This is a genomic window from Rathayibacter sp. PhB152 (assembly GCF_003751395.1).
In the GTDB taxonomy this organism is placed as follows: domain Bacteria; phylum Actinomycetota; class Actinomycetes; order Actinomycetales; family Microbacteriaceae; genus Rathayibacter; species Rathayibacter festucae.
In genome coordinates, this window is the sequence record NZ_RJUT01000002.1 from 467,068 (window position 1) to 482,784 (window position 15,717).

A 15,717-nucleotide genomic window follows, 5' to 3' on the forward strand; every position below is an offset into this window, starting at 1 on the left:
GGCCGATACCTGGGTTCGGCTCAGCCCATCCGCTAACCTGGACTGTCTTTGTCTGTTGCCGTCGCGCCCCGGTCCGGCCGTCACCGGAGCCGTCCCGGGCCGCCACCCCCCGATCCGGCAACGCAGGAGGAGTTCTTTCGTGCGGTTCGTCTTCGCCATCATCGCCACCGTCATCGCCGCGGCGCTCATCGCGCTCGGCATCGGCCAGCGGACGGTGTGGGCTCCACCGGAGTCGCTCACCGCGCAGACCGCGCTCGAGTCCGGCGCCCCCTACGCCGTCATCGACGGCAGCACGCTCGGCGCCAATCCCGGCCGGCAGACGATCACGGTCGAGGGCGAGGGCGACCTCGTGATGGCGTACGCGCCGACGACCGATGTGCTGGGCTGGGTCGGCGGCTCCGACTACGACCGCATCGACTACGCGAGCAGCGAGGACGGCGCGGACAGCCTGTCCGCCGAGCAGGAGACCGGGACGGCGCTGACGCTGGCCTCCGACGTGGCGGACGCGAACGCCGCCGTCGTCGATCCCCGCGATTCCGACCTCTGGCTCGAGCAGTTCGAGGGCACCGGCAGCATCACCGTCGCGCTCGATCTGCCGGAGGACGTCTCGCTGATCGTCGCCACCGACGGCACCGCCCCGGCCGCGAGCGACATCCGGGTGAGCTGGCCGGTCGACACCGCGACGCCGCTGGCCGGTCCGCTGCTGCTGGGGGGAGCCGTGTTCCTGCTGATCGGCCTCGTCCTCTACATCTGGGCGTTCCTGCACCTGCGCCGCCAGCACGGACCGCGCCGCAAGGGCCCGCAGGGCAAGGTGCCGCGCGGCGCCCGCCTGCCGCGCGCCCGTGCCGGCATCCAGTCCTCGATCGCGGCGGGACAGCCCTCGCGGCGCCGCCGACTGCTGGTGCTCCCGATCGCGCTGGGCGCGACCGTGCTGCTCGCCGGCTGCAGTTCCGACTACTGGCCCGACCTCGCCGCGAGCGCCTCCGGGACGCCGACGGCGTCCGCCACCGCGACCCCGGGCGCGGAGCCCGTCGCGGAGGACCCCACCCCGGTCGTCACCACCCAGCAGGCGGAGGCGATCGTCGCCTCGGTCTCCGAGGTCGCGGCCGCCGCCGACGCCGCTCGCGACGCGAGCATCCTCGCGGAGCGCTTCCAGGGCGAGGCACTCACCGAGCGCACCACGAACTATGAGGTCCTGACGAAGGGCGGCACGATCGACGCGCCGCAGGCGATCCCGGCGTCGCCGGTGAGCCTCGTCCTCCCGCAGGACACCGACAGCTGGCCGCGGCTGGTCACAGCGGTCGTGCAGAACACCGCCGACGCCACGCAGGCGCCGATCGCCCTGATGATGAGCCAGGCGAGCCCCCGCGTCGACTACAAGGTGGACTACGCGATCTCGCTCGAGGCCAACGCGCGGATCCCCGACGTCGCACCGGTCACGGTCGGCACCTCGATCGTCGCCCCCGACTCGAAGCTGATGAAGCTCGCTCCGGAGAACGTCGGAGCGGCCTACGCGGACATCCTCGCGAACGGCGACTCCAGCCAGTACGCCGAGACCTTCTCCGGCGACGGCGACACCCTCCGCGGCCAGGTCGGCGTCGACAAGAAGAACGCCGATCGGGAGGCGCTGCCGGACACCGCCTCGATCGAGTTCACCAACGCGGCGGGGACGTCGGACACCATCGCCCTCGCCACCAACGACTCCGGCGCGCTCGTCGCCGCGAGCATCGCCGAGACCGCGACGGTCCGCCCGACCGCCGAGGGCTCGACCGTGTCGACGTCCGGCGCCTCGCAGACCCTGCTCGGCATCGACAAGTCGACCACGGGCATCGCGACCACCTACGGTTATCAGTTGCTGTTCTACGTACCGCCCGTCGGATCGGAGGAGAAGATCGTCATGCTCGGATGGAGCCAAGGACTCGTCTCGGTGGTGCAGCTGCCGTGAGCACACCCCTGCCCCCGCTGCCCGGCAACCTGCGCGGTGCCGTCGACCTGTCCACCCTCGTGAACCGGCGCACCCCGCCGGCCGCGCCCTCCGCACCCGCGGGCGGCGGTGAGGCCCCCCAGGGCGCCCCCGTCGCGAACCCGCTGCTGCTCTCGGCCGGTGACGCCGAGTTCGACCAGGTCGTCCAGCTGTCCTCGCGGGTCCCCGTGATCATCGACCTGCGCGGGTCGTGGTCCGACCAGAGCCTGAGCATGACCGCGCTGCTCGAGAAGGTCGTGATCTCCTACGCCGGTGCCCTCGTGCTGGTCGGCGTCGACGTCGAGTCGAGCCCCCAGCTCGCGCAGGCCTTCCAGGTGCAGTCGGTCCCGACGATCGCCGCGGTGATCGCCGGCCGCCCGGTGCCGATGTTCAACGGCCTCATCACCGAGGAGCAGCTCCGCGACCTGCTCGAGCAGGTCCTCCAGCTCGCCGCGCAGCAGGGCGTCACGGGCACCGTTCCCGTCGACCCGGCCGCCGCCGGTGCCGAGCCGGGCGCCGAGCCCGAGGCCGCGCCGCTGCCCCCGCACCACCAGGAGGCGTACGACGCGATCGACCGCGGCGACTACTCCGCCGCGATCACCGAGTACGAGACCGCCATCGCGCAGAACCCCCGCGACGACCTCGCCGTCGCCGGACTCGCGCAGGTGAAGCTGCTGCAGCGGCTCCAGGGCCGCACCCTCGACGACATCCGCTCGACCGCGGCCGCCGAGCCCGCGAACCTCGACGCGCAGCTCGCCGTCGCCGACCTCGACGTCTCCGGCGGCCACGTGGAGGACGCCTTCGACCGCCTCCTCTCGATGTACCCGCGCCTCGACGTCGACGGCAAGGCGAGCGTCCGCGCCCGCCTGCTCGAGCTGTTCGAGATCGTCGGCACGACCGACCCGCGCGTGAACAAGGCGCGAGCGAGGCTCACGGGGCTGCTGTATTGAATTGCGGGAGGAGCGCGAGCGCTCCTCCCGCCGCGGTCGGCTGGGTCTGTGGTTGCGATTCGCAGAGCGGGTCGCCCACGGCTCGCGAGAAACGCTGGCACGCGTGCGGCGCCTATTCGCGGGACGAGCGCGAGCGCTCCTCCCGCCGCAGTCGGCAGGTCGTGCGGTCGTGCTCCGCAGAGCGTGTCCCGTCCGGCTCGCGAGAAACGCTGGCACGCGTTTCTCGCTCATCGCCTTCATGGACTCGGCTGGTTCGGGGGACGGGCGGCTCGGTAGTCGCTCTCTTCGGCGCTCGTGCTCCGCACCTCGTCCTCAGTACTCGCGCCACATGGTGGTCGAGTAGCCCCGCAGGGGCGTAGCGAAACCCGCCGTCATCAGCAGGGCGGCTCTGCAGACTCGTCCTGCTGACGGTGGTGGATCTCGATACGCCCGCTTCGCGGGCTACTCGATCAGCATGCGGGGGGCCGCGCTCTGGGCGGCGTCGGCAGCGGTCGGGCGGGGGCGTCGCGCTCAGCCGCAGGGGCAGTTCTCGGAGCGGGGGGCGGTGATGCTGCGCTGGTGGCCGAGCACCTCGCGGGCCACGAGCGGCAGGTCGAGACCGCTCGACGCCGCCTCGGTGCGCAGAGCGACGAAGGCGAGGTCGGCGGAGATCCGCAGGCTCGCGCTCAGGAAGCCGACGGCTTGGAGGACGCTCGCCTCCTCGTCCGTGACATCGGGCAGCGACGCCACCCAGGCGACGAACACTCCCCCCTCCGGGTCCTCAGGCATCGGACGCACCTCCCGAGCGGGAGTCGGCGTCGCGCGCACGAGGGCGGCTCAGGGGGGTGCGGGGCGGTGGCGGCATCCTCTCCAGTGTCACCGGAACAGTGACAGATCCGGAGGAGGCGTGCCGCTGAGGGACGAACCGCGGGTCCGCGAGCGCGCAATACGGCGGGTCGGGGTGCTCCGCTGAGCGTCGGTCGAGAAGGAGGCCCATGGTGGTCGTCCTGTCTGCCGGGGTCCGGGGCGGGGAGGAGTGCGGGGTCGTCGCAGACACGGTAACTTTTTTGACGGTGTCCCCTTCGGGACAGAGTGTCCGCTCAGCGCACTCCTCGCGCCGGCGGGGTGGCGGCAGGCGGAGACCGCCACGGGCGCGGACGCCCGGACCAGGACGAGCGGAAGGGGCCGCGGTGGTGGAGCATCTGGAGTTCGAGCCGAGCGGAGACCGTGCGGCACGCCTCGTGGACGCGGTCGTGCGGGCGCAGGACGCCCAGCGCCGCCTGACCGCCCGGGGACGGGTGCAGCTGGGCCTCGGCGCCACCGACGTCGCGGCACTGCTGTACGTGGCTCGGGCGGGCCGCTCCTCGGCGACCCTCGGAGAGCTGGCCGACTGGCTGGACGTCACGCGCGCCGCGGCCTCGATGGTCGCCAAGCGGCTGGCCGCGACCGGCCACCTCCACCGCGTCGACGACGAGTCGGACGGCCGTCGACGCCGGCTCGCACTCACTCCCCGCGGGCGCGAGGCCGTCGACGAGGCGTTCGGCGCTGCCGACCGGGAGGCGTCGGCCCTCGTCGCGACGCTCGACGACGCCGTCGTCGCGTCCGTCCTCTCCACTCTGGAGCAGCTCACGACCGTGTTCGACGGCCACGGCTCTCCGGAGTCCCCGAGAGCACGGCGCGGTGCCTGACCGCGGGCCCGGATCCGCCCTCGAGGATCGCGGGAGCATCCGCATCGAGGCGGTCGGCACCGATCTGGAGCGCGCCTCCGAGGTCCTCGGCGGCTTCTACTCGGGGACGGGGTGGTCGGTGGAGGCCACCGAGCAGCCGTTCTCGTTCCGCTACGCGGCGCTCGGCGATCCGGTGATGACCCTGCGGACCTCGCAGATGCGCGGCGCGACCAGCGGTGAGGACCCGGCCGGCGGCGACTACGTCGTGCAGTGGCTGGTCGAGGGGACGGCGACGGTCGACGTCCACCGCGAAGCGATGCCGATGACGCGCGGTGTGCCGCTGCTCAATCCCGCCTACCGCCCGTTCGTCTTCTCCTACTCGGACTACGACCAGAAGCTGGTGCACCTGAACCGTGAGCACGTCGACCGCAGCGCTCGCGAGCACGGCTACCGCCGCACGGGCGCGCTCCGCTTCGACCACCTGCACCGCCACGGCGTGGAGGCCGTGGCGCAGTGGCACGCGGTGATCGGCGAGATCTCCACGGCCGTCCGCACCGGCCGGGTGACGCCGCTGCTCTGGGACCGGCTGACCCGCCGGGCGGCGGCTGCGTTCCTGGAGCTGTACCCGCCCGAGGGCGCGGCGCTCCCGGAGGTCCTGCTCGCCCCGAGCAACGCCGGGATGCGCTCCGCCGTCGAGTTCGTGCACGAGAACGCTCATCTGCCGATCGGGCCGATCGAGATCGCCGCCGCCGCGCACCTCAGCGTCCGCGGGCTGCAGGTCGCGTTCCAGCGCCTGCTCGGCACGACACCGCTGCAGTACGTCCGCGACGTGCGCCTCGACCGGGTGCACACGGATCTGCGGCTGGGCGACCCGGCGCGCGCGAGCGTGGCCGGCACGGCGCGCAGCTGGGGCTTCGGACACCTCGGCCGGTTCTCCGCCGCCTACGCCTCCCGCTTCGGCGAGTATCCGAGCCGCACCCTCGGCCGCTGACGCAGGGCTCGGGGCGGCGACGGCGTCGACCGCCGCGTCACTCGTCGCCGCCGGTCTCCGCGTGCGGAGCGCCCACCGCCTTCGACTCCGGCGAGCCGCGCTCGCGCAGGTAGACCGAGAGCACCGCCATGCTGCCCACGGCGAGGAACTCGGACTGCCAGTTCTGCAGCGTGCGGCTCCAGAAGTCGGCGGAGGCGAGGTACTCGCCCCAGGAGACCGGTGCCGACAGGTCCAGCAGCTGCTGCTCGTCGTAGGCGACGTGCCCGGCGACGGACTGCGCGAGCCAGGAGCCGGCGAAGACCGCCCCCATCACGATCAGCAGGGAGTGCGCGTAGAGCCGGCGCCGGAGGCCGCCCGGGAGCTTCGCGAGACCGGGGGAGGACTCCTCGGCCCACCGCCCCATCCGCTGCTCCCGCTCGGTGGCGCGGCCGGCCTCGCCGGGGTCCTTCGACTCCGAGGAGCCGCGCTGCACGAACCAGACCGTCGCGGCGATGTAGAGGAAGAACTGCAGGTACTCCGACTGCCAGTTCTCGGCGACGTCGGCGGAGAAGGTCGACGAGGTCAGGTAGCGCGCGTAGGTCACCGGCTCGAGACCGGCGATCCGCAGGTCATCGAGGTAGACGAGGAAGCCGGCGATCGACTGACCGGCCAGCGACAGCACGAAGAGTGCGCCGAAGACGAGGGTCAGCGAGTTCTCGCGCAGGAAGCCGCGGTCGGCGCCGGTGCGCCGCCCGGAACCGAGTGCCCCGGTCACGGCGCTCATCGGTGCAGCAGCCCCGTCGCGAGGAAGAAGACGAGCCCGGCTCCGATCACGGTCAGGCAGCCAGTGAACACGCCGCGCATCACGAGCCGTCGATCGCGCAGTCGAAGGGGAGGTCCTCGCCGGTCGCCGTGCACCCCGCGGCGCGCACGCGCCAGCCGTCGCCGCTCGCCGCGAGGAAGACGGTGTCTCCGCGCAGCTCGACCACGGCGGCCTGGCCGAAGGCCTCGGCGCGCGGGGAGCCGGCAGCGGCGGGGTCGAGGCCGAGCGCGAGGATCGCGTCGGGGCACGTCGCGGATCCCGCCCCGGTCTCGACGACCGCCTCGGCCGCCCGGGGGGTCAGCACCGCGCACGCGGCGGCGCCGTCGCCGGCGGCCAGCGCCTCCTCGAACGCCGCGGCGGTGGCACCGGCCGCCGCGGCGTCCGGCGCGAGGCCGGCGCATTCGGCGAGGGAGAGGACGAGTCCGACCGCCAGCGTTCCGGCGGGCACGCCGCTGAGTGCGCGGACGAGTGCGCGGTCGGGTTCGCGGGTGCGTCTGCTCGACGCGGCGGGGGAGCGGGACATCGGACGACCTCCTCGACTGGCACGAGTCCGGCGTCGCCGACGCTAGTCCGAGGGCGCCGCCGCGATCGAGGATCTTGACAGCGGCGCCGCGCCCGCCCTCAGGGGCGGTAGAGCGCCCACTCCTCCCGGGGCAGCTCGCGCAGCTCGTCGACGACGCGCAGCTGCCACATCGCCGGAGTGTGCCCCTCGAGGCGCCCGTGGACCGTCTCGCTGGTCCAGCCGTCGCGGGTGCGGGTGTAGCGGATGAATCGGACGTGCCGGCCCTCGAGGGGTGCTCCGCTGATCGCCATCCCTCGATCGTCGCCCATCGGGGCGGCCGGTGTCGGCTCTTGACAATCAGGCGGGGCGGCCGGAGGGATGAGCGGGTGCTGCGCCGCCCTCGACCCTCAGGCGGCGCCCTGCGGCGCGGTACCACTGGGCGCAGAAGAGGACGAGGACCGCCACCTCCAGCCAGCCGCCCGCCGTGGACATCAGCTCGGCTCCCGCGCGCACGTCGGCGGAGTCGAGGAACGCGGGCGGGCGCGCGTACAGCTGCTTGGCGAGGATCGCGTGCGAGGACATCGCGACGCTCGATGCCGTCATGGCTCGACGATCTCCCGCGCTCGCGACCGCCGGCCAGGGGGTTGCCAGCGGCGGAGCGCGCCCGGGGCCGATCCGCCGTCATGCCCCCCATGCTCCCGCGGAATCGGCGACCATCGGATGTTGCACGATCGCCGCAGCCGGACATGTACCTGTGACTCCGCGAAAGGGGAACCATGAGCATCCGCTCCCGCGACGACTTCTCCGAGCTGTACCGAGCCCAGTACGACGACGTCCTCCGCTTCGTCCGCCGCCGCGCACCCGCCGCGACCGTGGACGACATCGTGGGCGAGACGTTCCTCGCCGCCTGGCGCCGACGGCACGAGCTGCCGGAGAACGCCCGCCCGTGGCTGTTCGGCACCGCCCGGAACGCGATCCTCAATGCGGCGCGCGGCGAGAACCGGCAGCAGGCGCTCGCGGTGAGGATCGGGACCCTCGCGACCGAGGAGCGCGCCGATCCGTCGATCAACGACCGCCTCGACCTCGAGAGCGCCTGGAAGCGCCTGCCCCTCGGCGAGCAGGAGGCGCTCGCCCTGCACGTCTGGGAGGACCTCCCGCAGGCCGACGCCGCCCAGGTCCTCGGCTGCAGCCGCGCCGCCTACGCGATGCGGCTCACCCGCGCGAAGCGGCGTCTCGCGGCGCTGCTCGCCGCCACCGAACCCTCCCTCCTCTCCGGCACGGCAGAACGGACCCTCTGATGACCGACCAGCTCCTCGACCTGCTCCGCTCGGCCGACGCCGAGCCCCGAACCGCCCTCAGCACTGCCGAGGTCTCCCGCCGGGAGGCTCTCCTCGTCGGGATCCTCGCCGACGAGGAGGCGCCCGCTCCGCGGTACTTCCGCCGGAAGGACTGGGCGGTGGCGGGCGCGGCGACCCTGCTCCTCGCCGCGGCCGCTGCCGCCGCCGTGATCGTCGTCGCCCCCGGGCTGATCCCGGGTGCGGGGTCCACTGGGCTGAACGGCGGCGTGCTCGCCTCCTGGACCGGCGTCCCCGAGAGGATCCTCCCCGACTCGCCGCTCGGCAGCGGGGCGACCCGGTGGTGCGAGTCGAGTCTCGACGGGGTGAACGCCGAGGCCGGCCCGATCGAGCTCTCGCACCTCGATGCGCGCGGCGAGGCCGCATCGATGCTCTTCCGGCAGGGGGAGGCCGTCTACTACTGCCTCAGCGCGGGGTCCGGCGGAGGGTTCTGGGAGATGGCCGAGGCGACCCCCGCGGAAACGCTGTCGGGGGACGCCGTCCAGGTCGCCAGCTCGGGCAGCCACGGCAGCGGCGACGCCGCGGTGGCCTACGCGTTCGGCTTCGCCGGCGCGGACGTGGCGTCCGTCGTCCTGCACGAGGACGGTGTCGCTCCGATCGTCGCGACCCTCGAGGACGGCTTCTGGACGGCCTGGTGGCCGGTCGCGGACGACCTCGGCGCCGGTCCGTCCGGGACCCTGACGGTGACGACCGGCGACGGCGCGAGCCGCGAGATCGCGATCGAGTCCCTCTACCGGCAGTGAGCTACCCCGTCGGCGGCCGCCGGGCCGTCTGCGCGGGTCGCAGCCGCCTGCACCTCTGACCCTCCCACCGCACCGCCGCCGTCGCGGCGGTCCTCAGCGCGCCCGGATCCTCCGATCCGGGCCCCTCCGACGCGCCCGCAGCTCCGGCAGCGGGCGCCCAGCACAGAAGGACACACCATGGACACCGCACGCAGCACGCTCACCGCGTTCAGCACCCTCGCCTCGCTCGAGAAGCTGCCCCTCGCCTGGGGCCGAGCACTGGACCGCGCGGACAGGAGCATCCTCGACGCGGTCCTCGGCGACGACGTCGTCGTGGACATGACCCGGGCCACCGAGAGGATCGGCCTCGAGTTCCCCGTCCTGACGGGGAAGCCGACGGTCCTGGACACGATGATGGCCGCGGTCGGGCCGCTCGACACGATGCACCTCGTCGGCAACGTGCTCGTCGAGGAGACGGCGGGCGGTGCGACGGTCGAGGCGTACGCGCTCGCGCAGCACTTCGCCCCGGGCGAGGGTGCCGATCCGGCGACTACCCGCCACGCCTTGATGGGCAACACCTGGACCTTCGAGCTGCGCTGGACGGGGGAGCGGTACTCGGTGGTCCGCTTCGAGATGGACTGCCTCTGGATGGAGGGCGACCCGCTGGTCCTGCTCGCCGCGATCTCGTGACGCGTCGCCGTGATCCCGCGCGGGGAGTGCCGGCGCCCGTCCGCCCCGGCGACCGCCTCCTCGTGGACACGCCGGTCACCGCGGTCCCCGGGCTCACCTGGACGATCGTGGAGGTTGTCGAGCACCATCGCGACCCGGGGGACCTGCCGTGGAACCGCGGCCCGGACTTCCCGTTCCGGATCGGCTACCGGATCGGCGAGTCGGCGCCCGGTGTCGGCGTCTCGCGCGGCGTGCTCTGGCTCGCCGCCGACGGCACGGACCCGTCGGCTGCGGTGCGCGCCGTCGATCGACCGGGCGGCGGGGCGGGGAGCGCGCGGCACGGCGCCCACCGACCCCTAGGGTGAGCGGATGAGCACCGCCGCCCTCTCCCCGAGCGCCCGATTCCACCAGCGCTTCCTCGTGGAGCAGCGCGAGATGTCGGCGCCCGCCCGCCGCCGCCTGATGCGCGCGGGAGGCGGTTCGGTCGCGGTCGGGCTCGTGCTCTTCGCCGCGCTGATCGTGCAGGTCGCGACCGGCACCGGCCTCGCGGCCCTCGACCCCGCGGTCTCGGAGTGGTTCCGCGCGAAGCGCTTCGCGGAGGGGACGGTGGTGATGGACACGCTGGCCACGGTCTTCGGCCCGGTCTTCCTGCCGATCATCATCCTCGGCGTGCTCGTGCTGTGGATCGCGCTCGCCCGGCACCTCTGGCGGCCGCTCCTGCTCGCCGGCGGGATGATCACGGGGATGCTCAGCGTCCAGCTCGCCGCGCACCTGGTGCAGCGCATGCGGCCGCCCGTGGAGTACATGCTGCTCGGGGCCGACGGGACGTTCTCCTTCCCGTCCGGCCACGTGACCGGCGTCTGCGACTTCTTCCTGATCACGACCTTCCTTCTCGCCTCGCGCCGCTCCTCGCCGGTGTGGGCGATCGGCGGCTTCGCGCTCTCGCTCGGGATGATCGCCGGTCAGGTCGTCGCCCGGCTCTACCTCGGCTACCACTGGCTCACCGACACCCTCGCGTCGGTGGCGCTCGCGCTCGTGATGCTCGGGTCGGTGGTGCTCATCGACACCTGGCGCACCGCGGTGGTGCGCCGGGACGAGGTCTGACCGGAGGCCTCCGAACCGCACCGCTCAACGACGACGCCCCCGGGCCGCAGGGCTCGGGGGCGTCGTCGTTCATCGACGGAGCGTCAGCCGCCGACGGCCTGGCGTGCGCTGTCGAGTCCGGAGGAGAAGGCGTCCGCCGACGAGACGTTGCCGAACTCCAGCTCCACCAGGGCGCCGGAGAGCGCCGCGCCGATCACGCCGGTGTCGGGTCCGTTGACGAAGGACGGGAACTGCTCTTCTGACGCCGGTGGATCTCGATGCGCCCGCTCCGCGGGCTGCTCGACCAGCATGGTTCGGTCCGCTGAGCGGGCCGCCCGACCGGCACGACGAGGAAGGCGGGCGGAGGGACGCGTGTGCGTCCGCTCCGCCCGCCTCCGGGTGGGGTGGTGCCGGTCAGCCCAGGTGGCGCAGGAAGAGCGCTCCGAGCGGGGGCAGGATCAACTCGGCCGAGGCGGGGCGACCCGCCCAGGGTTCGTCGCGGGCCTCGACCGCGCCGAAGTTGCCGACTCCGGAGCCGCCGTAGATCTCGGCGTCCGTGTTGAGCAGCTCCTCCCAGCGGCCGGCCTCGGGGAGGCCGACGCGGTAGCCGTGCACCGGCGAGCCGGAGAAGTTGACGATGACCGCGACCGCGCGGCCGGCTTTGTCCTTGCGGAGGAAGGAGATCACGTTCGGCGCCGCCGCACCGCCGTCGATCCACTCGAAGCCGGCCTGGTCGTTGTCGAGCTCGTTCAGCGACGGGACCTCGCGGTAGAGGCGGTTCAGCTCGCCGACGAGGCTCCACAGCCCGCGGTGGCTCGGCTGGTCGAGGATCCACCAGTCCAGCCCGCGCTCCTCGGACCACTCCGAGTACTGCCCGAACTCCTGGCCCATGAAGAGCAGCTGCTTGCCCGGGTGCGCCCACATGAACGCCAGGTAGGCGCGCACGTTCGCCAGCTGCTGCCAGTGGTCGCCGGGCATCTTCTGGATCAGCGAGCCCTTGCCGTGCACGACCTCGTCGTGGCTGATCGGCAGCACGAACTGCTCGCTGAACGCGTAGACGAAGGAGAAGGTGATCTCGCCCAGGTGGTACTGGCGCCACAGCGGGTCGTTCGCCATGTAGCGCAGCGAGTCGTTCATCCAGCCCATGTTCCACTTGAGCCCGAAGCCGAGCCCGCCGGAGACGGTGGGCTGGGTGACGCCGGGCCAGCTGGTGGACTCCTCGGCGATCATCATGATGCCGGGGTAGAGCTTGTACGCGGTGGCGTTCACCTCCTGCAGGAAGCTGATCGCCTCGAGGTTCTCGCGGCCGCCGTGCTCGTTGGGCAGCCACTCGCCCTCCTTGCGGGAGTAGTCGAGGTAGAGCATCGACGCCACGGCGTCGACCCGCAGGCCGTCGACGTGGAACTCCTCGAGCCAGAACAGCGCGTTGGCCACGAGGAAGTTGCGGACCTGGGTGTGCCCGAAGTCGAAGACGTAGGTGCCCCAGTCCATCTGCTCGCCGCGGCGCCAGTCCGGGTGCTCGTAGAGGGGCTCGCCGTCGAAGCGGGCGAGCGCGAAGTCGTCCTTCGGGAAGTGCCCGGGCACCCAGTCGACGAGCACGCCGATGCCGGCCTGGTGCAGCCGGTCGATCAGGTACTTGAGGTCGTCGGCGGTGCCGAAGCGGCTCGACGCGGCGTAGTAGCCAGTGACCTGGTAGCCCCAGGAGCCGCCGAAGGGGTGCTCGGCGAGCGGCATGAACTCGACGTGGGTGAAGCCCAGCGTGGTGACGTACTCGATCAGCGGATCCGCGAGGTCGCGGTAGCCGAGACCGGGCTTCCAGGAGCCGAGGTGCATCTCGTAGACGCTGATCGGCTGGGTGTGCGGGTCGACGCTCGCGCGCTGCTCCATCCAGCCGGAGTCACTCCACTGGTGGTGCGAGACGGGGACGCGCGAGGCGGTCGCCGGCGGCACCTCCGTGGCGCGGGCCATCGGGTCGGCCTTGCGGACCCAGCGGCCGTCCCGCGAGAGCAGATCGAACTTGTAGGAGGCGCCGGGCTCGATGCCGGGGACGAAGATCTCCCAGACGCCGTTGACGCCGAGGTTCCGCAGCGCGTGGCCCTCGCCGCTCCAGTCGTTGAAGTCGCCGACGACGCGGACGGCCTGGGCGTGCGGCGCCCAGACGGCGAAGGAGGTGCCCCAGACGCCCTCGTGCTCGCGGTGCCGCGCGCCGAGCGCCTCCCAGAGCCGCTCGTGCCGGCCCTCGCCGATCAGGTAGAGGTCGAAGTCTCCGACGGTCTTCGAGAACCGGTAGGGGTCCTCGGCGGTCCAGGAGGAGCCGTCGCCGTAGTGCGCCTCGACGGTGTACGCCTGCAGGTCCTCGTCGTGGACGCCCTGCCAGAGGCCGTCGTGCAGGTGCTCGAGCTCGACGCGGACGCCGCCGGCCAGGACGGCCGTCACGGCGTCGGCGAGCGGCCGGCGGACGCGGACGACAGCGCCGCCGCCGGGGAGCGGGTGCTGCCCGAGGACGTCGTGGGGGAGTGCGTTGCTGCCGGTCGCCAGCTGCTGGAGGACCCACTCGGGGAACTCGGGGAGCGCGTCGACCTCGGCCTCCGGCGGCGTCAGCGGCTCGGGGGTCGCGGACGCGGCGGTCGGCTCGGGCGGCAGGAGCCGCTCGGGCGGCGCGACGGGCTCGGGCGGGGTGAGCCGCTCGGGCGCTGCGGACGACTCCTCGGCCGCGGGCTCCGCGACGTGCGCGCCCGTGGTCGTCGCCGAGCTCGTGCCGGTCGTCACGACCGTCTCCGTGCGCGGGTCGACACCCGCCGCGTCGGCGGGGCTGCCGGGCTCGGCGGGGACGGCGTTCTGCGCCGGCCCCGTCCCGCGCCTGCTCTCGTCCGTGCTCTCGGCCGGGCTCGTGCCGTTGTCCTCGGGAACCGTCATCGTCCGTCCGCCTTCACGCTCAGGATGTGCACGGGCTCGACGAAGGAGTCGAGCCGCACGTAGTTGTCGCTGCCCCAGGTCCACACGGCGCCGGTGATCAGGTCCTCGACCTCGTAGGTCGAGCTCCAGTCCAGTCCGAGGGACGGCAGGTCGATGTGCACCGTGGTCTCGCGCGCCGAGTGCGGGTCGGTGTTGACGACGACCAGGAGGGTGTCGTCGCTGCCGGTGCCGGTGAACGCGCGGTCCAGGTGCTTGGAGTAGACGAGGATCGCATCGTCGTCGCTGCCGTGCACCTGCAGGTTCCGCCGCTGCGCCAGGGCGGGGTGCGCCCGGCGGATCTCGTTGAGCCGGGTGATGTACGGCGCGATCGTCGCGCCGGCGGCGTCGGCCGCGGCCCAGTCGCGGGTCTTGTACTCGAACTTCTCGTTGTCGATGTTCTCCTCGGCGCCGGGGCGCGCGACGTTCTCGATCAGCTCATAGCCGGCGTAGACGCCCCAGAGCGGCGAGGCCGTCGCGGCCAGAGCGGCGCGGACCTTGTAGGCCGCCCGGCCGCCGTACTGGAGGTACTCGGTGAGGATGTCCGGCGTGTTGACGAACAGGTTCGGCCGCATGTAGTCGGCCGTCTCGTGCGAGATGCTCGTGAAGAACTCCTCGAGCTCCTCCTTGGTGTTGCGCCAGGTGAAGTACGAGTAGGACTGCTGGAAGCCGACCTTGCCGAGCGCGCGCATGATCGCCGGACGGGTGAACGCCTCCGCGAGGAAGACGACCTCGGGGTTCTCGGCGTTGACCTCGTGGATGATCCACTCCCAGAAGTCGAGCGGCTTGGTGTGCGGGTTGTCGACGCGGAAGATCTTCACGCCGAGCGAGATCCAGTGGCGCAGGACGCGGAGCGCCTCCTGGCGGATGCCCTGGGGGTCGTTGTCGAAGTTGATCGGGTAGATGTCCTGGTACTTCTTCGGCGGGTTCTCGGCGTAGGCGATCGAGCCGTCGGGGAGCGTCGTGAACCACTCCGGGTGGCTCGTCACCCAGGGGTGGTCGGGCGAGGCCTGCAACGCGAAGTCGAGCGCGAGCTCGAGGCCGGTGGCGGTGACGGCGTCGTGGAAGGCGGTGAAGTCCTCCACGGTGCCGAGGTCGGGGTGGATCGCGTCGTGCCCGCCCTCGGGCGCGCCGATCGCCCACGGCGAGCCGGGGTCGTTCGGGCCGGCGTTCAGCGTGTTGTTCGGGCCCTTGCGGAAGTTGCGGCCGATCGGGTGGATCGGCGGCAGGTAGAGCACGTCGAAGCCCATCGCCGCGACGGCGGGGAGGCGGTCGATCGCGGTGCGGAAGGAGCCGGAGGTGACGCTGCCGTCCTCGTTCCGGACGGCGCCCTCGGAGCGGGGGAAGAACTCGTACCAGGCGCCGACGCCGGCGCGGGTGCGCTCGACGTGCACCGTACGCGGCTCCGAGACGCTCGCGAGGCTCATCACGGGACGCGCGGTGAAGGCGCCGTGCACGGCGGGGTCCTCGGCGGCGGCGAGGCGCGCCTCGGGGGAGAGCGACTCGTCCGCCACGGCGGCGGCGGCGTCGGAGAGCAGGGAGCGCTCGGCGTCCGAGCGGGAGTCGTCGCCGGCCGCGGTGCGGAGGAGGCCCTCGCCGATCGCGAAGGTGACGGCGATGTCCAGGCCGGCCGGGATCTTGACCTCGGCGGTGTGCAGCCAGGTCGCCCAGTCGTCGGCGAAGGCGCGGATGCGGTACGTCCAGTCGCCCTCGTCGTCGAGGAGGACGAGGCGTCCGTAGCGGTCGGTGCCGGTGGCGATCAGCGCCATCCGGTGCTCCGACTCGGTGCCGGCTGGGGAGGTGAGCAGCAGGTCGACGCCGATCAGGTCGTGCCCCTCGCGGAACGCCGTCGCCGCGAACGGGACGACCTCGCCGACGAAGGCCTTCGCCGGCCAGCGGTCGTCCTCGAGCCGCGGCTGCGGGTCGATGATCGGGATGCGCTCGGCGCGCACCCGGTAGCCGGAGCCGGTCGGAGGCGACTGCTCCGCGGTCTCCGCCGCAGCCTCGGGAGCCGGCGCCGCGTCGGCCGTCCCCGGTGCCACGGGCGCCTGCGCCTGCGCGGCCGGAGCCGGCGCCGTGCGA

At 72.9% G+C, this 15,717-nt stretch carries 17 protein-coding genes; 9 read left to right on the forward strand and 8 right to left on the reverse strand.

Annotation, left to right across the window (positions count from 1 at the left end; genetic code table 11):
* The first annotated feature begins 139 nt into the window (after window positions 1-139).
* Together EDF36_RS05605 and EDF36_RS05610 are read left to right on the forward strand one after the other, a co-directional pair.
* Complete coding sequence (locus EDF36_RS05605; RefSeq protein WP_123732209.1) at window positions 140-1,945, forward strand: hypothetical protein; 1,806 nt, start codon at window positions 140-142, stop codon at window positions 1,943-1,945.
* Entirely contained in the window at window positions 1,906-2,913 is a 1,008-nt protein-coding gene (locus EDF36_RS05610; RefSeq protein ID WP_123732210.1) for a tetratricopeptide repeat protein, read from the forward strand. The genes EDF36_RS05605 and EDF36_RS05610 overlap by 40 nt, the downstream gene beginning before the upstream one ends.
* A gap of 510 nt (window positions 2,914-3,423) precedes the next feature.
* Here the strand turns inward: EDF36_RS05610 and EDF36_RS05615 are convergent.
* Window positions 3,424-3,681 (reverse strand): ANTAR domain-containing protein, encoded by a 258-nt coding sequence (locus tag EDF36_RS05615; RefSeq protein WP_148059974.1) that lies wholly within the window; start codon window positions 3,679-3,681, stop codon window positions 3,424-3,426.
* 401 nt (window positions 3,682-4,082) lie between these two features.
* On the opposite strand from EDF36_RS05615, the gene EDF36_RS05620 reads away from it, so the two are divergent.
* Complete coding sequence (locus EDF36_RS05620; RefSeq protein ID WP_159423004.1) at window positions 4,083-4,580, forward strand: MarR family winged helix-turn-helix transcriptional regulator; 498 nt, start codon at window positions 4,083-4,085, stop codon at window positions 4,578-4,580.
* The gene (locus EDF36_RS05625) at window positions 4,573-5,550 is read left to right on the forward strand and encodes an AraC family transcriptional regulator (RefSeq protein WP_123732212.1); all 978 of its coding nucleotides are present in this window, start codon (window positions 4,573-4,575) and stop codon (window positions 5,548-5,550) included. The genes EDF36_RS05620 and EDF36_RS05625 overlap by 8 nt, the downstream gene beginning before the upstream one ends.
* Window positions 5,551-5,587: 37 nt before the next feature.
* Here the strand turns inward: EDF36_RS05625 and EDF36_RS05630 are convergent, their stop codons facing one another.
* The 4 genes from EDF36_RS05630 to EDF36_RS05645 all read right to left on the reverse strand — a co-directional run bounded on the left by EDF36_RS05630 (window position 5,588) and on the right by EDF36_RS05645 (window position 7,457).
* Complete coding sequence (locus EDF36_RS05630; protein WP_260300535.1) at window positions 5,588-6,304, reverse strand: DUF6766 family protein; 717 nt, start codon at window positions 6,302-6,304, stop codon at window positions 5,588-5,590.
* 88 nt (window positions 6,305-6,392) lie between these two features.
* Window positions 6,393-6,875, reverse strand: a complete 483-nt coding sequence (locus EDF36_RS05635; RefSeq protein ID WP_123732214.1) for a hypothetical protein — start codon at window positions 6,873-6,875, stop codon at window positions 6,393-6,395.
* A 98-nt stretch (window positions 6,876-6,973) separates the two neighbouring features.
* On the reverse strand, window positions 6,974-7,165 hold the full coding sequence (locus EDF36_RS05640) for a hypothetical protein (RefSeq protein WP_123732215.1): 192 nt from the start codon (window positions 7,163-7,165) through the stop codon (window positions 6,974-6,976).
* A gap of 46 nt (window positions 7,166-7,211) precedes the next feature.
* Window positions 7,212-7,457: a hypothetical protein gene (locus EDF36_RS05645; RefSeq protein ID WP_148059975.1), complete on the reverse strand. Its 246-nt coding sequence runs from the start codon at window positions 7,455-7,457 to the stop codon at window positions 7,212-7,214.
* Window positions 7,458-7,630: 173 nt separating this feature from the next.
* On the opposite strand from EDF36_RS05645, the gene EDF36_RS05650 reads away from it, so the two are divergent.
* The 5 genes from EDF36_RS05650 (at window position 7,631) to EDF36_RS05670 (ending at window position 10,704) form a co-directional block, all read left to right on the forward strand.
* Entirely contained in the window at window positions 7,631-8,152 is a 522-nt protein-coding gene (locus EDF36_RS05650; RefSeq protein ID WP_123732217.1) for an RNA polymerase sigma factor, read from the forward strand.
* The gene (locus tag EDF36_RS05655) at window positions 8,152-8,952 is read left to right on the forward strand and encodes a hypothetical protein (protein ID WP_123732218.1); all 801 of its coding nucleotides are present in this window, start codon (window positions 8,152-8,154) and stop codon (window positions 8,950-8,952) included. The genes EDF36_RS05650 and EDF36_RS05655 overlap by 1 nt, the downstream gene beginning before the upstream one ends.
* A 177-nt stretch (window positions 8,953-9,129) precedes the next feature.
* Entirely contained in the window at window positions 9,130-9,621 is a 492-nt protein-coding gene (locus tag EDF36_RS05660; RefSeq protein WP_123732219.1) for a nuclear transport factor 2 family protein, read from the forward strand.
* A gap of 26 nt (window positions 9,622-9,647) precedes the next feature.
* Entirely contained in the window at window positions 9,648-9,965 is a 318-nt protein-coding gene (locus EDF36_RS05665; RefSeq protein ID WP_123732220.1) for a hypothetical protein, read from the forward strand.
* Window positions 9,966-9,969: 4 nt separating this feature from the next.
* Window positions 9,970-10,704, forward strand: a complete 735-nt coding sequence (locus EDF36_RS05670) for a phosphatase PAP2 family protein (protein WP_123732221.1) — start codon at window positions 9,970-9,972, stop codon at window positions 10,702-10,704.
* 83 nt (window positions 10,705-10,787) lie between these two features.
* Here EDF36_RS05670 and EDF36_RS05675 read toward each other — a convergent pair whose 3' ends face one another.
* From EDF36_RS05675 to EDF36_RS05685, 3 genes are all read right to left on the reverse strand, one after another.
* Window positions 10,788-10,994, reverse strand: a complete 207-nt coding sequence (locus EDF36_RS05675) for a hypothetical protein (protein ID WP_123732222.1) — start codon at window positions 10,992-10,994, stop codon at window positions 10,788-10,790.
* Between the two features lie 103 nt (window positions 10,995-11,097).
* Complete coding sequence (glgB, locus tag EDF36_RS05680) at window positions 11,098-13,599, reverse strand: 1,4-alpha-glucan branching protein GlgB (RefSeq protein WP_123732223.1); 2,502 nt, start codon at window positions 13,597-13,599, stop codon at window positions 11,098-11,100.
* Window positions 13,596-15,677 carry an alpha-1,4-glucan--maltose-1-phosphate maltosyltransferase gene (locus tag EDF36_RS05685; RefSeq protein WP_123732224.1) on the reverse strand — a complete coding sequence of 694 codons (2,082 nt, stop codon included), beginning with the start codon at window positions 15,675-15,677 and terminating at the stop codon, window positions 13,596-13,598. Before EDF36_RS05685 ends, glgB begins: the two co-directional genes overlap by 4 nt.
* Window positions 15,678-15,717 lie beyond the last annotated feature (40 nt).